The sequence below is a fragment of the Cellulosimicrobium sp. Marseille-Q8652 genome (assembly GCF_965112045.1).
The window spans coordinates 291074-305565 of record NZ_CBCOPS010000001.1 but is presented as its reverse complement, the minus strand read 5'-3'; the positions used below and the strand labels follow the sequence as shown (position 1 = coordinate 305565).

Genomic DNA, 14492 nt, shown 5'->3' with positions numbered 1-14492 from the left:
ACGATGCCGCACTTCTGGGCATCTGTGCGCATCCTGCCACCGTTCCCAGGACATCGGGTGGAGATCGGCCGTGCAGAGGCTGGGAAGGCTGCCGTGTCTCAGCACTCGGGACGGGTGGGGCCGGATGCTGGGGTGTCCCGTGTCGGGGTGGGTGGCCGCCGCGGCGCCCGAGGACGGCCCATGGGGTTGACTTCGCCCATGAGACCCCGGCCGCTGGAGATCACCGACCTGCTGTGGTCCCTCGACCCGAGCGGTGAGCGCCTGGACGTGGACCGATCGGTGGTCGAGGCGGAGCTGCGCGACCGCGGCCAGCGGCGTGCCGCGCGGCTCGTCGCCCGGATGCCGGCGACCGAGGGACGTCTCGACCCGGACGCGGTGGACGCGCTCGGCCTCCGTGTCCACTACGAGCTCGCGCGACTGGGGGAGGAGCTGCAGCTGGGGCGGCGTGTGGCGGCGCTGGTCGGCTCGCTGCTCGCCGAGACCGGCCACGACTCCGCACCGCCGGTCCGGCTCGTCGACATCGGCTGCGGACTCGGGTACGTGCTCCGGTCCATCGCCCGGCGCGGCGACCTGCCGCGATCGGTCGAGCTGGTCGGGGTGGACCTGAACCCGGTCCTCGTCACGGAGGCCGAGCGACTGGCCCGGGCGGAACGCCTCGCGGTCCGGTTCGTGAACGGCGACGCGTTCGCACCGGGTGTCGCGATCGACGACGGTGCCCGGACGGTCGTCGTGTCGACGGGTCTCCTCCACCACCTCCCCTCCGACGGGCTCGCCGGCTTCTTCGAGGTCCAGGCGCGGCTGCGCGTGCTGGCCTTCGCCCACTGGGACGTCGCGCCCTGCTTCTGGTCCACCGTCGGGGCGTGGGTCTTCCACCGGGCCCGGATGCGCGAGCCCGTCTCGCGCCACGACGGTGTGCTGTCCGCCCGGCGCGCCCATCCTTCCGGAGCGCTGCTCACCACCGTCCGGACGAGTGCGCCGGGGTACCGCGTCGAGGTCCGCGAGGGTCCGCGCTGGCATCCGCGGGCGCTGGACGTGCTCCGACCGGTCGTCGGTGTCGGGACGTGACCGGTGCGGTGATCGCCGCGCTCGGGTGCCTCGCGCTGCTCGACGGGGCCTTCAGCGGGTTCAGGGCCTCGCTGGGCCGCACCGGCCTCGTCGACCACACGGACGAGAACCGGCGAGGTCTGCGCCGCGGAGCTGCGCTGATGGCGCTGCTCGCAGCGCCGGCGACCGCCGCGATGCTCGCCGACGTGGTCCTGGGCGCCGGGACCATGGCCACCTACGGGGCGGCGGGCCTGGCGGCCCTGGCCGTGCTCGGACCGTACGCTCTCGTCGTCCTCCTCGCGCTGGGCGTGTACGGCGCGCTCCGGTGGGAGCTCAGGTACCTCGCCTCCGCACTGGTTCTCGGGCCGTTCACCCTGATCCGGCCCGCGGTCGTGCTGGCTGCCGCGATCGTCGCGATCGCGCGCACGCACGACACCGCCGTGGCGGTCTCGGTCGTCCTCGCGGCGGCGGCCGTCGTGCTCGTGGAACCGATCCTCGACCGTCGCCAGGAGCGGCGGGGTCCGAGCGTGCTGGTCCGACCGTCCACCTGACCGCTCCGTGCACCGCACCAGGACGGACACGCGAGCACCGACGTCGCACCGACCGGGCACGCCGGGTCCCCGGCCGTGAGGAGCAGCCGACAAAGTATCTTGACGTCGAGAATTCGAGTACCCTGGACGGCGGTCAGCAAACGCCCCTCGTGTGCGACGGACGACCGACCGACGGCCTCCGGGCCCGTCAGGTGGCCGTCCGGTCCGGGGGCACCAGTCCCCGACAGTTGGAGCGATCTGCGCATGGGCAAGATCAAGGTCGTCAACCCGGTCGTCGAGCTCGACGGCGACGAGATGACGCGCATCATCTGGCAGTTCATCAAGGACCGCCTCATCCACCCGTACCTCGACGTCGACCTCAAGTACTACGACCTGTCGATCCAGAACCGCGACGCCACCGACGACCAGGTGACGATCGACGCGGCGAACGCGATCAAGCAGTACAACGTCGGCGTGAAGTGCGCGACGATCACGCCCGACGAGGCGCGCGTCGAGGAGTTCGGCCTCAAGAAGATGTGGGTCTCGCCCAACGGGACCATCCGCAACATCCTCGGCGGCGTCGTCTTCCGCGAGCCGATCATCATCTCCAACATCCCGCGCCTCGTGCCGGGCTGGAACAAGCCGATCATCATCGGCCGTCACGCCCACGGCGACCAGTACAAGTCGACGAACTTCAAGGTCCCGGGCGCCGGCAAGATCACCATGACGTTCGAGCCGGCCGACGGCTCCGAGCCGCAGTCGTTCGAGGTCGTGACCATGCCCGAGGAGGGCGGCGTCGCGATGGGCATGTACAACTTCAACGAGTCCATCCGCGACTTCGCGCGCGCCTCGTTCGCCTACGGCCTGCAGCGGAACTACCCGGTCTACCTCTCCACCAAGAACACGATCCTCAAGGCCTACGACGGCCAGTTCAAGGACCTGTTCCAGGAGGTCTTCGACGCCGAGTTCGCCGAGCAGTTCGCCGCCGCCGGCCTCACCTACGAGCACCGCCTCATCGACGACATGGTCGCCTCGGCCATGAAGTGGGAGGGCGGCTACGTCTGGGCCTGCAAGAACTACGACGGCGACGTCCAGTCCGACACGGTCGCGCAGGGCTTCGGCTCGCTCGGCCTCATGACGTCCGTCCTCATGACGCCCGACGGCCAGACCGTCGAGGCCGAGGCCGCGCACGGCACCGTCACGCGTCACTACCGCCAGCACCAGCAGGGCAAGCCGACGTCGACCAACCCGATCGCGTCGATCTTCGCGTGGACCCGCGGCCTCATGCACCGCGGCAAGCTGGACGGCACCCCCGAGGTCACCGAGTTCGCGCAGACGCTCGAGGACGTCGTCGTCAAGACGGTCGAGTCGGGCCAGATGACGAAGGACCTCGCGCTCCTCGTCGGCCCGGACCAGCAGTGGCTCACGACCGAGGACTTCCTCGCCGCGCTCGACGAGAACCTCAAGGCGCGCCTGGGCTGAGTCTTCTCCAGCGTCGTGACGGCGGCACCTCCTCGGGGTGCCGCCGTTCGGCGTCCTGGTCGCCTCTTCGCGGGGCTCTCCGAGGAGGAGGGCGCGGGTCTACCATCCGGCCGCTCGTGCCTCGCGGCCTCCCGCCAGACCCACCACGACCCGCGCCCTCCTCCTCTCCGGCCCCGTCACCTCGCCCGGGCACGCAAGCCGCCCCGGCCTCCCAGGTCGACCCGGCGCCGTCGGCCGACGCCCAGGGCGACGACGCGTGCGACGACCTGCGCACGGGCCTTGTGGGAGAGTGAGCGCATGACTTCCCCCGTGAACGTGACGGTGACCGGCGCGGCCGGTCAGATCGGTTACGCGCTGCTGTTCCGGATCGCGTCGGGCCAGATGCTCGGCCCCGACACCCCTGTGCGCCTGCGCCTCCTGGAGATCCCGCAGGGCGTCAAGGCGGCCGAGGGCACCGCGATGGAGCTCGACGACTGCGCCTTCCCGCTGCTCGCGGGCATCGACATCTTCGACGACCCGGCGCCCGCGTTCGAGGGCACCAACGTGGCGCTGCTGGTCGGTGCGCGTCCCCGCGGCCCGGGGATGGAGCGAGGAGACCTCCTGGAGGCGAACGGCGGGATCTTCAAGCCGCAGGGCCGGGCGATCAACGCCGGCGCGGCCGACGACGTGCGCGTCCTCGTCGTCGGGAACCCGGCGAACACGAACGCGCTCATCGCGGCGTCGAACGCGCCCGACGTGCCGAAGGACCGCTTCACGGCGATGACCCGCCTGGACCACAACCGTGCGCTGACGCAGGTCGCGAAGCGTGCCGGCGTCCCGGTCTCGGACGTCCGCAAGGTGACGATCTGGGGCAACCACTCCGCGACGCAGTACCCGGACCTGTTCCACGCCGACGTCGCAGGGGCGCCGGGTGCGGAGCTCGCGGCGGACCAGGGCTGGCTGGAGCAGGAGTTCATCCCGACGGTCGCCAAGCGCGGTGCCGCGATCATCGACGCGCGGGGTGCGTCCTCGGCGGCGTCCGCGGCGAACGCGGCGATCGACCACGTGCACGACTGGGTCCTCGGCACGCCGGACGGCGACTGGACGAGCGCGGGCGTCGTGTCCGACGGTTCCTACGGCGTCCCGACCGGGCTCATCTCGTCGTTCCCCGTCGTGTCGCGCGGCGGAGCGTGGGAGATCGTCCAGGGCCTGGAGATCTCCGACTTCTCGCGGTCGCGCATCGACGCGTCGGTCGCGGAGCTCCAGGAGGAGCGCCAGGCGGTCGAGGAGCTGGGGCTGGTCTGAGCCCGGTCGCGCGGGCCGGCGCGGTGCCGGTCCGTGCGGCGGGTCACTCCCGCGCCGAAAATCGCTGCGGGGGTGTCGTCCCCGCACCGTAGGGTCGACGGGACATGATCGACGCACCTGCCTCCACCGGCCAGCCGACGGAACCCGGCGAGACCACGACGTCGACGACCCCGCGTGCGGCCGTCGACCCGTCCCGACTGCTGGGCTGGCGGCGCCTGCGCGGGCCGCAGGCCGCCGTCGCGCTGGTCGCGCTCACGGTGGGTGCGGTCGGTGCCGCGCTCGGCACCGTCGTCGCGGGGTGGATCGCCGCGGACCCCACGACGGCGACCCTCCAGCTCCTCGCGCTGTGCATCGTCGGCGCCGCCCTGCTCGACACCGCCGGGCAGGTCGTCTGGGCGGGGGTCGTCGACCGCGCCGAGGGGACGCTGCGGGGCGACCTGCTCACGGCGGCGCTGCACCAGCCGCTGGCGACGCTCACCGAGCAGGCCGTCGGGGAGGTGCTCGACCGGGTCGACGACGACACGCACGCCGTCGGCACGCTCGTTCGCCGCCAGCTCTGGGGCGCCGGTCGCACGCTCGTCGGCGTGGTCCCCATGTGGGTCGTCGCCGGCCTGACGTGGTGGCCGGCGTGGTTGATCTTCCCCGCGCTGGGCCTGGTCGCCGGCGTGCTCGTCCGGCCCATGCTCGGGGAGATCGCGCGCCGCAAGGTGATCGAGGAGGCGGCCTGGACCGACCACGCCGCCGCGTTCGAGGAGGCGGTCGCCGCGCGGGACGACCTGCGCACCAGCCTCGGGCAGTCGTTCGCCGTCCGGCGGCTCGCCGAGCGCTCGGCGGAGGTGCACCGCAGGTTCGCGTCCGTGCTGACGGTCGAGGCGAGCATGCTGCGCCGTGCCGGGCTCGTGCTCGCCGCCCTGCTCGCGGGGGTCGCCGTGTCGGGAGCCGCCCTCGCGGCCGACGGCGACCTGCCGGTCGACCGGCTCGTCACCCTCTTCCTCGTCACCGCCATGTTCGTGGGGCAGACGGACAACCTCGTCCACCACCTCCCGGACATCCAGGAGGGCCTCGGCGCCCTCACGCGGCTGCGCCAGATGCTCTCCGTCGTCCCCGAGCCGACCGGAGGGGACCCCGTGCCCGAGGGGCCGGTGGGGATCGAGCTGCGGGACCTGCACTTCTCCTACGCCGAGGGGACGTTCGCCCTCGACGGCGTGAACCTGCGCGTCCCCGCGGGGGAGACCGTGGCGCTCGTCGGCCGCACGGGGTCCGGCAAGTCGACGCTCGCGTCGCTGCTCTCGCGGGCGGTCGAGCCGCCGGCGGGCTCGGTGCGTCTCGGGGGCGCGGACGTCCGCGACCTCGACCTGCAGGCGCTGCGCGCGGCGGTCGGCGTCGTGACCCAGCGCACGGAGATCCTGGCCGGCACGCTCGCGGAGAACGTCGCGCTGTTCGCGGACGTCCCGCGGTCGGACGTCGAGGCGGCCGTCCGCGAGCTCCGCCTCGACGACTGGGTCGCCGGGCTGCCGGACGGGCTCGACACCCTCCTCGGCCCCGGCGGCACGTCGCTGTCCGCGGGAGAGGAGCAGCTCGTCGCCTTCGCGCGGCTGCTCGTGCGCGACGTCCAGGTCGTCGTCCTCGACGAGGCGACCGCCCGCATGGACCCGCTGACCGAGGCGCGCGTGGTCGCGGCCTCGGAGCGCCTGCTCGCGGGTCGCACGGGAGTCCTCGTCGCGCACCGCCTCTCGACGATCGAGCGCGCGGGACTGGTCGCCGTCCTCGACCACGGGCGCGTCGTGCAGCAGGGCGCCCGGGCGGAGCTCGCGACGGTCCCCGGCCCGTACCGCTCGCTGCTGGAGTCGAGCGCGTCCCGCGGCGGTCCGGACCCGGACGACCTCGACGGCGTGCCCCCGGAGCGGGTCGCGCCGGGGGCGCCGGGGGATCCGACCGAGTCCGGCGAGCCGACCACTGCGGCCGGTCCGGCTGCGCTGGGCGCGCCGTCGGGTGCACCCGCGGAGTCGGTGGGCGGGCGACGTCGCCGCGGCACGCCTCCCGTCCTCCCCGACCCGGGCGACGGGCCCAGCCTGGCGCGCGGCGTCCTGCACGCGCTCGTCGTGCGCCCCGCCTGGGGCGTGGTGGGTGCGGTGCTGTTCCTCGTGGCGAGCCTGTTCTCGGCCCAGGGCGCGGTCACCGGGTACCTCTGGGGGCGCACCGTCCAGGAGCTCGACGAGGGCTTCCCGGTCGCGCTGCTCGTGCCGTTCGTGGTCCTGCTGGTCGTGGCGCCCTTGTGCCTCGCGCGCGCCCTCTACGTCTACCCCCGGTGGTGGATCGAGCTGCTGCTGCGGGTCCGGATGATGGTCATGGCGGGTCAGACGCGGCAGCACCGGCTGACGGCCACCCCGCCGGGCGAGGTGGTCGCGCGGGCGATGGACGCCGACCGGTTCGTCCGCTACGCGGACCGGTGGGTGGACCTCGTCAACGGGTTCGTCATCGCGGGCGTCACGGCCCTGCTCAGCGGGTCGTGGCTCGCGGGAGCGGTGCTGCTCGCCGTCATGGTCGTCTCCGCCGCCGCGTCGGCCCTCGGGCGGCCGATCGCCGGACGGTCGGCGACGCGGTCCTCGGCGGCGCGCGCACGGTTCGGCCGTGCTCTGGTCTCCGCGCTCGACTCCGCGCGCACCGTCAAGCTCGCGGCCCGCACGCCGCACGTGCACGCCCACCTCCGCGCGGTCGACGGCGGCCGGGTCACCGCCGCGGTCTTCGAGCACCGCGTCCAGGCGGCGCTCGACGGTGTGCCGCTCGTCATGATCCAGCTCGGTGTGGTCGCCGCGTGGGCCGGGCTGCTCACGGGCACGTGGGACCTCGCGACCGCGCTGCTGGTCGCCAACGCCGTGAACGGGTTCGGCTGGTTCGGCGTCGTCGCCGGGGCCGTCGTGACCGAGGCGCCGGGCACGCGCTCGTGGCAGCAGGTGACGAGCCGGTTCGCCGCGGGCGCCGACCTCGTGGACCTCCCGCGCGGCGTCGACCTGCTCACCGGTGCGGCGCCGGCTCCCGCGCCGGGACCGCGGCAGCCGCTGGAGCGGCTCGACCTCGCCGGCATGACGGCACTGCACGACGACGGGACCATCGGGGTGCAGGGCGTCGACCTGTCGGTGCGGCGCGGCGAGCTCGTGCTGCTCCTGGGGCAGGTGGGGTCCGGCAAGTCGAGCCTGCTCGCCGCGCTCGCGGGTCTCATGGAGCACACCGGCGCGATCCGGTGGAACGGCACCGACGTCGTCGACGCACAGACCTTCCTGCGCCCCGGACAGGTCGCGCACGTCGCGCAGGTGCCGCGCGTCCTCTCGGGGTCCTTCGCCGACAACGTCCGGCTCGGTCACGAGCGCGACGTGGACGAGCCGGTCGCCGCGGCGCGGCTCGAGCAGGACGTCGTCGAGGCCGGTGGCCACGAGGCGCTCGTCGGCCACCGCGGCGTGCGGCTCTCCGGCGGGCAGGTGCAGCGCCTGGCGCTCGCCCGGGCGCTCGCCACGCAGACCGAGCTCCTCCTCGCGGACGACGTCTCGAGCGCGCTGGACGCCGCGACGGAGATCGAGCTGTGGACGGCGCTGCGGGAGCGCGGGACGACGGTCGTCGGTGCGACGTCGAAGGCTGCCGCGCTCGCACGAGCGGACCGCGTCGTGGTGCTCGAGGACGGCGAGGTGGCCGACGTCGGGCCCTGGAGCGACCTCGCAGCGCGGTGGGCCCACCTCGCGTCCTGACGTCCGCGTCGACCGCCCTGCCCGGCGCGGACGGGTTCTCGCGCGCCTCTGCAGAGTCTTGCTGCAACTTTCTGCAAGCAGTACAGTCAAGCCAGCCGTACGCTGAGAGCGCCTGGCTCGGCCGACGTCGTCCGCTGCTGGTCCCGTCGTCCGTCCGTGCTCCTCGCGCGGCTTCCGCACGAACCTCTTCGGACGAGGGAGTCCTCCATGACCTCCACGCCGCGTCGACGCTCAGCGTCGTCGACCGCGTCATCCCACCTCTCCCGGTCTCGCGCGTCCCGCGCGACGGCGTCGGTCACCGCGCTCGCGCTGGCGACGTCGACGCTCGCCGGGCTCACCGTCGCCGCGCTGGCCGCCCCCGCGGCCGGCGCCGACCGCACCGCCGCCCTCGTGGGCGACCTCCAGTCCGAGCTCGGCTGCGCGGCCGACTGGGACCCCGCCTGCGCGGCGACGGACCTCGCGCCCACGGGAGACCCCGGCGTGTGGTCGGCCGAGTTCGACGTCCCCGCCGGGACCTGGCAGTACAAGGTCGCGATGGACGACGCGTGGGACGAGGCCTACGGGCGCGACGGCGGTCAGGACAACGCCCCGCTCGTGCTCGGCGGCGACACGCGCGTGCGCGTGACGTTCGACGACGCGACGCAGCGCATCGCGCTCACGCCCCTCGGCCTCGCGGAGGGGTACGACGACGGGCAGGACGCCGCGCTCGTCGTCCCGCCGGTGCGCCAGCCCGGGTCGGACGAGCGCTTCTACTTCGTCATGACCGACCGGTTCGCCAACGGCGACCCGGCGAACGACACCGCGGGGCTCGGGGACGACCGGCTGACGTCCGGGTTCGACCCGACGGACAAGGGCTTCTACCAGGGCGGCGACATCGCCGGGCTGCGCGAGAACCTCGACTACGTCGAGGGGCTCGGCACGACGGCCATCTGGCTCACGCCGTCGTTCAAGAACCAGCCCGTCCAGGGCACCGGGGCCGACGCGTCCGCGGGCTACCACGGGTACTGGATCACCGACTTCACGCAGATCGACCCGCACCTCGGCACGAACGCCGAGCTCGAGGCCCTCATCGACGAGGCGCACGACCGCGGGATCAAGGTCTACTTCGACATCATCACGAACCACACCGCGGACGTGGTCGACTACGAGGAGAAGCAGTACTCGTACGTCGACCAGGCGACGTCGCCGTACCGCGACGCCGTCGGGACCGTGTTCGACCCGGCCACCTACGCGGGCACCGACGGCTTCCCGGACCTCGACCCCGCGACGTCGTTCCCCTACACGCCGTTCGTCCCGGCCGGCAAGGAACAGCTCAAGGTGCCCGGGTGGCTCAACGACCCGACGCTGTACCACAACCGCGGCAACTCGACGTGGACGGGGGAGTCCGTCACGTACGGCGACTTCGACGGCCTCGACGACCTCATGACCGAGCACCCGACGGTCGTCGACGGCTTCGTCGACGTCTACCAGGACTGGATCGACCTCGGCATCGACGGCTTCCGCATCGACACGGTCAAGCACGTGAACTTCGAGTTCTGGGAGACGTGGACCACGGAGGTCCTCGACTACGCGCACGCGCAGGGCAAGGACGACTTCTTCATGTTCGGCGAGGTGTACGACGCCGACGCGGCGAAGCTCTCGCCGTACGTCCGGCGCACCGACATGAGCTCGACCCTCGACTTCACCTTCCAGTCCGCGGCGACGAGCTTCGCGAGCGGCAACAGCACGAAGGGCCTCGCCTCGCTGTTCGCGAGCGACGACCTGTACACGACGCCCGACTCGTCGGCGAGCGCGCTGCCGACGTTCCTCGGCAACCACGACATGGGCCGCGTCGGGTACATGCTCGCGGGCACCGACGACCCGCTCGCGCGGGACGAGCTCGCGCACGAGCTCATGTACCTCACGCGGGGCCAGCCGGTCGTCTACTACGGGGACGAGCAGGGCTTCGCAGGTGCGGGGGGCGACAAGGACGCGCGGCAGACGCTCTTCGCGACGCAGGTCGCCGAGTACGCGGACCAGCCGCTCGTCACGGGGGAGCAGGCGGGCAGCGTGGACCGCTACGGCACCGACGCGCCGCTCTACGAGCACATCGCGTCGCTCTCCGCGCTGCGCGACAGCCACCCGGCGCTCGCGACGGGGGCCCAGGTCGAGCGCCACGTCACGAACGGCGCGGGGGTCTACGCCTTCAGCCGCGTCGACCGCGAGGAGAAGGTCGAGCACCTCGTCGCGCTGAACAACGCGGCACAGGAGCGCGAGGCGACGTTCACGACCCTCACGCCGGGCGCCTCGTACGACGTGCTGCACGGCGACGCCGAGCCCGTCACCGCGGACGCCGAGGGCACGGTGACGCTCACGGTCCCGGCGACGTCCGCCGTCGTGCTCGTGGCCGACCGCCAGGTCGGCGCGGACTCGTCCGGCGACATCGCCGTGACGGTCCCGGCCGCGGGTGCCGCCCTGACCGGTGTCGCCCCCGTCGCCGCGACGGTCGACGCCGACGCGTGGGCGGAGACGTCGTTCGCCTGGCGAGCGGTGGGCGCTGCCGGGGCCTCGGCGTGGCACCACCTCGGGACGGCCGAGGACACGACGCCGCGCGTCTTCCACGACGTGACGGGGCTGGCCGAGGGCACGCTCGTCGAGTACCGCGCCGTGACGACCGACGCCGACGGCGACCGTGCCGCCGCGTCGACGTTCGCGAGCGTCGGCGTGGACGTGAGCGGGACGGTCTCCGAGGAGCCCGAGCCCGAGATCGACCTCGTGACCGTCCCCGGGAGCCACAACTCCGAGATGGGCTGCGCCGGCGACTGGGCGCCGGGCTGCGAGGCCGCGCAGCTCACGCAGCGTCCCGACGGCGTGTACGCGGGGACGTTCGACGTCCCTGCGGGCACCTACGAGTACAAGGTCGCGATCAACGGGTCGTGGACCGTCAACTACGGGGTCGGCGGCGTGGCGGGCGGCGGCAACGCGACCTACACGACCGAGGGCGGGCCGGTGACCTTCTACTGGGACCCGGTGAGCAAGGACTTCTCGAGCACCGCGCAGGGGCCCGTCGTCACGCTGCCCGGGTCGTACCAGGACCAGGTCGGCTGCCCCGGCACGTGGGCGCCCGACTGCCTCGCGACGTGGCTCAAGGACCCCGACGGCGACGGCACCTACACGTGGTCCACGGACGACCTCGCCGCGGGGGCGTACGAGGGCAAGATCGCCCACGGGCTGAGCTGGGCCGAGAACTACGGCGTCGGCGGCGCTCCGGGAGGGGCGAACTACCAGTTCTCCGTCGGAGACGGCGAGACCGTGACCTTCACGTACGACCTCGAGACACACGTGCTCGAGATCGGCGTCGAGAACCCGCCGCTGCCCGGTACGGGCCAGCAGGCCGCGCACTGGGTCCGCGAAGGCCTCCTGGCCTGGCCGGGCGACCTCGGCACGGGTGACGGGTTCACGCTGTGGGCGGCGCCGGAGGGCGGGCTGACCGTCGCGGACGGTGCGGTCGACGCGCCGGAGGGCGCGACGTCGTACACCCTCGAGGTGGAGCCGGGCGGCCTGCCCGACGAGACTGCGGCCGACTTCCCGGCGCTCGCGGCGTACACCGCGCTCCGCGTGACGGGCGCCGACGGCGAGCCCGTCGGGCGCGACGACGTCGCGGCGGCGCTCCGGGGGCAGCTCCTCGTCACCCGCTCCGACGGCGACACGGTGACCGCGGCGACCGGCGTGCAGATCCCCGGCGTGGTCGACGACCTCTTCGCCGAGGACGCGGCGGAGCGAGAGCTCGGCCTCACGTGGCACGCCAACGGCAAGTGGGCCTCGTTCGCGCTGTGGGCGCCGACGGCGCAGGAGGTCTCGCTTCTCGCCTGGCCCGCGGGCGCGTCGCTCGACGACGAGCCCCGGCGCTTCGCGACCACGCGCCAGTCCGACGGCACGTGGACGCTCGACGGCAAGGAGGCCGACAAGAAGCTCGATGATGGCCCAGGAGGTGCGGCCGTCGGCTGGAAGGGCGCCCGCTACCTCTACGAGGTGCAGGTCTACGTCCCGAGCACGGGGAAGGTCGAGACCAACGTCGTGACCGACCCGTACTCGGTCGGCCTCACGCTCGACTCGACGCACTCGGTGGCCGTCGACCTCGACGACCCGGCGTTCCGCCCGAGCGTCTGGGAGGGCACGCCCGCCCCGGTGGTGGAGCGCGCCGTCGACCAGACGATCTACGAGCTGCACGTGCGCGACTTCTCGATCGCGGACGAGACCGTCCCCGCCGAGGAGCGTGGGACCTACCTCGCGTTCGCCGAGGAGGACTCGGACGGCATGACGCACCTGCGCGAGCTCGCCGACGCGGGGCTCACGACGGTGCACCTGCTGCCGACGTTCGACATCGCGTCGATCCCCGAGGACCGCGCGGCCCAGGCCACGACGGGCGACCTCAGCGGGTTCGCACCCGACTCGACCGAGCAGCAGGCCGCCGTCGCGGCGGTGCAGAGCACCGACGGCTTCAACTGGGGCTACGACCCGTGGCACTTCTCGGCGCCCGAGGGGTCGTACGCGGTGGACGCCGACGGCGGCGCTCGCGTCGCGGAGTTCCGCACCATGGTCGGCGGGCTGCACGGCGCAGGCCTCCAGGTGGTGCTCGACCAGGTGTTCAACCACACGGCCGCGAGCGGTCAGGCCGACAAGTCCGTCCTGGACAAGGTCGTGCCGGGCTACTACCACCGGCTGAACCCCACCACGGGCGCGGTCGAGACGAGCACGTGCTGCCAGAACGTCGCCACCGAGCACGCGATGGCCGGCAAGCTCATGGTCGACTCGGTCGTCACGTGGGCCCGGGACTACAAGGTCGACGGGTTCCGCTTCGACCTCATGGGCCACCACTCGAAGCAGAACATGCTCGACGTGCGGGCTGCGCTCGACGGTCTGACGCTCGCCGAGGACGGCGTCGACGGGGAGTCGGTCTACCTGTACGGCGAGGGCTGGGACTTCGGCGAGGTCGCGGGGAACGCGCTGTTCGAGCAGGCCACGCAGGGCCAGCTCGGCGGCACGGGCATCGGGACGTTCTCCGACCGCCTGCGCGACGCGGTGCACGGCGGGTCGCCCGTCGACGGCGCGTCGACGTTCACGCAGGGCTTCGGCACCGGCCTCGCGACCGACCCCAACGGGCAGCCGGCCCGGGCGGACGAGCCCGGCACGGTCAACGACGGGTCCGAGGACGAGTACGCCGACCTCGGGCACCAGACCGATCTCGTGCGGCTCGGCCTCGCCGGGAACCTGCGCGACTTCACGTTCGTCACCTCGACGGGCGAGGAGCAGCGCGGCGACGCGATCGACTACCGCGGGGCGCCCGCGGGGTACGCCGACTCTCCCGAGGAGGTCGTCACGTACGTCGACGCGCACGACAACGAGACGCTGTTCGACCTGCTCACGCTCAAGCTGCCGGCGGACACGCCGATGGACGAGCGCGTCCGGATGAACACGGTCTCGCTCGCGACCGCGGCGCTGTCGCAGACGCCGTCGTTCTGGCACGCGGGCACGGACCTGCTGCGCTCGAAGTCGCTCGACCGCAACAGCTACGACTCGGGCGACTGGTTCAACGCGATCGACTGGTCCGGCCAGGACAACGGGTTCGGCAGGGGCCTGCCGATGGCGGCCGACAACGAGGACAAGTGGCCTCTCATGGCGCCGCTCCTCGCGGACCCGGCGCTCAAGCCGTCGCCGGAGGACATCGCGACGGCGTCGGCGCAGGCGCAGGACCTGCTGCGGCTGCGGCACTCGACCGAGCTGTTCCGTCTCGGCGACGCCGACGCGATCCGCGAGAAGGTCACGTTCCCCGACTCGGGCGCCGACCAGGAGCCCGGCGTGATCGTCATGGCGGTCGACGACCTCGTGGGCGCCGACGCCGACCCGGCGCTGGACGGCCTGCTCGCCGTGCTCAACGCCTCGCCCGAGCCGGTCACCGAGACCGTCGGGGCGCTCGCGGGGCGTGACTACGTGCTCTCCCCGGTCCAGCAGGAGGGCGGCGACGACGTCGTGCGCGCGACGACCTGGGACGCCACGACCGGGACGGTGACCGTGCCGGCCCGGACCGTCGCCGTGCTCGTCGACCCGCAGGCGGCGGACGGTCTGCCCGTCTCGGTCGAGGCCACGGGGCGCTGCCTCGCGGGGAAGGCCTACGTGGCGGTGCGCGCGACGAACGACGGCGCCGTCCCGGTGGACGTCACGCTCCGCACCGCGTTCGGCAGCCGGGAGGTCGCCGGGGTCGCCCCGGGCAAGAACGCCTACCAGTCCTTCGCGGTCCGCGCGAAGGCGCTCGAGGCGGGCGAGGCGACGGTCACCGCGACGGCGACGGTCGACGGCGAGGAGGTCACCTCGACGTTCGACGCCCCGTACGGAGGGCTCACCTGCTCCTGACGTAAAGCAGAGCCCCGGTCGC

The 14492-nt window shown here is 73.2% G+C and carries 6 protein-coding genes; all 6 read left to right on the top strand.

The features are described from left to right. The first annotated feature begins 198 nt into the window (after positions 1–198). The 6 genes from ACWPWV_RS01300 (at position 199) to pulA (ending at position 14470) form a co-directional block, all read left to right on the top strand. Positions 199–1065: a class I SAM-dependent methyltransferase gene (locus ACWPWV_RS01300; protein ID WP_454041197.1), complete on the top strand. Its 867-nt coding sequence runs from the start codon at positions 199–201 to the stop codon at positions 1063–1065. After that, the gene (locus ACWPWV_RS01295) at positions 1062–1595 is read left to right on the top strand and encodes a hypothetical protein (protein ID WP_454041196.1); all 534 of its coding nucleotides are present in this window, start codon (positions 1062–1064) and stop codon (positions 1593–1595) included. Before ACWPWV_RS01300 ends, ACWPWV_RS01295 begins: the two co-directional genes overlap by 4 nt. 243 nt (positions 1596–1838) lie before the next feature. Beyond that, positions 1839–3056 carry an NADP-dependent isocitrate dehydrogenase gene (locus ACWPWV_RS01290; RefSeq protein WP_454041195.1) on the top strand — a complete coding sequence of 406 codons (1218 nt, stop codon included), beginning with the start codon at positions 1839–1841 and terminating at the stop codon, positions 3054–3056. Positions 3057–3353: 297 nt separating this feature from the next. Next, positions 3354–4340 carry a malate dehydrogenase gene (locus tag ACWPWV_RS01285; RefSeq protein ID WP_454041194.1) on the top strand — a complete coding sequence of 329 codons (987 nt, stop codon included), beginning with the start codon at positions 3354–3356 and terminating at the stop codon, positions 4338–4340. Between the two features lie 104 nt (positions 4341–4444). Continuing rightward, positions 4445–8080, top strand: a complete 3636-nt coding sequence (locus tag ACWPWV_RS01280) for an ATP-binding cassette domain-containing protein (RefSeq protein ID WP_454041193.1) — start codon at positions 4445–4447, stop codon at positions 8078–8080. A gap of 207 nt (positions 8081–8287) precedes the next feature. Beyond that, entirely contained in the window at positions 8288–14470 is a 6183-nt protein-coding gene (gene pulA, locus ACWPWV_RS01275; RefSeq protein ID WP_454041192.1) for a pullulanase-type alpha-1,6-glucosidase, read from the top strand. The last annotated feature ends 22 nt before the right edge of the window (positions 14471–14492 follow it).